Origin of the sequence: Rhodopirellula europaea 6C, from assembly GCF_000338295.1 — a bacterium.
In the GTDB taxonomy this organism is placed as follows: Bacteria; Planctomycetota; Planctomycetia; order Pirellulales; family Pirellulaceae; genus Rhodopirellula; species Rhodopirellula europaea.
The window spans coordinates 1-1,078 of record NZ_ANMO01000161.1 but is presented as its reverse complement, the minus strand read 5'-3'; the positions used below and the strand labels follow the sequence as shown (position 1 = coordinate 1,078).

The 1,078-nt window shown below is 52.0% G+C and carries 1 protein-coding gene; it reads right to left on the bottom strand.

What is annotated here, in order from left to right:
* Positions 1-91 precede the first annotated feature (91 nt).
* Positions 92-502 carry a hypothetical protein gene (locus RE6C_RS16805; RefSeq protein WP_144054807.1) on the bottom strand — a complete coding sequence of 137 codons (411 nt, stop codon included), beginning with the start codon at positions 500-502 and terminating at the stop codon, positions 92-94.
* Positions 503-1,078: the final 576 nt, after the last annotated feature.

Below are 1,078 nucleotides of genomic sequence, written 5' to 3'. Positions count from 1 at the left end.
GTCTACGATCATCCGGCGGCGACGGAAGATCAACCACATCAAATCGCCCGACTTCGCCGCTCGGTTGCATCGTTTGGTTCCCCGCCGTCTTTCATCGGATTTCGTGATCTAGGAGGAAGTCCGTCAGCGGAACGGAAATCAAACCACCACCAGAGTAGCACGATCCCTCGACGCCGGGCAACTCAGCGCAGTTGTAGTCGATGTCGAGCATACGATCAGACATGCAAGTCGATAGTTTCAAGGTACCAGTCGCAGAATTTGTCGTACCCGGCGTGTGTTTGATCTCGCCAATGGAAACACAAACGAACCTTTTGAACGAGCCCATTAGCGGACAACTCGCCACCGGAGCATCGTCAATGAGTAGTCGAAGATGTGAAGGTGAAAGCAAGATGGAGTGTCCTGCTTCAGGCGGAATCAGCCATTGGAATGTCATCCGAGAAGATTCCAGATGAGCTAGCAGTGCTGCCGTGTCGTCGATCAGCATCGGGTCATTGCGAGACATCGCGATTCCGTGCGAGCACGTCAGTCGGGGAACGGTTGCCATCACCGGGCACGGAGAGTGATGTATCCATTTGTGAAAACGCGCAAGCCGTGCTCCGCGTGAATGGCTTGGTTATCCGCTCGCTTTTTGATCACAACTTTACTCCAGAATCGCAGGCCCAACGATGTCCACGACAAAAAACAATGGAACGCTTGCTGACGTGAGTGCAGCTGCATTGATACCAAAAAGGAACTTCGCGGATTTGCGGCCCTCATACCACGACCGTACAGCGAGCAAAACGCCGAAAATGCCGAGCACAAGGACAAAGCAAAACATAGCAGTCGCGGTTTGGGAAGTTCGATACCAGTAGTTGTTTGTGAACATGCTCGTGGCGATGAGCCAGACTAACCAGGCAATTGAACCGAGAGCAAACGAAGCAGTTTCAATTGAATCAAAGCCGTCGGGTGAATCCGATTGCTTTGTTTGATTCGAAGCTTTTGGATGCGAATCTGGGGGGCGATAGGGATTGGGCCCTGGAGTTGAATTCATCGGTGAATTGCTAATCATGCGATGCGGCAAACTATCAGTCGGATAACG

What these genes read in the sequence shown, in the direction of transcription:
- RE6C_RS16805 (WP_144054807.1), bottom strand. Translation starts at nt 502, where the DNA reads ATGTCTCGCAATGACCCGATGCTGATCGACGACACGGCAGCACTGCTA.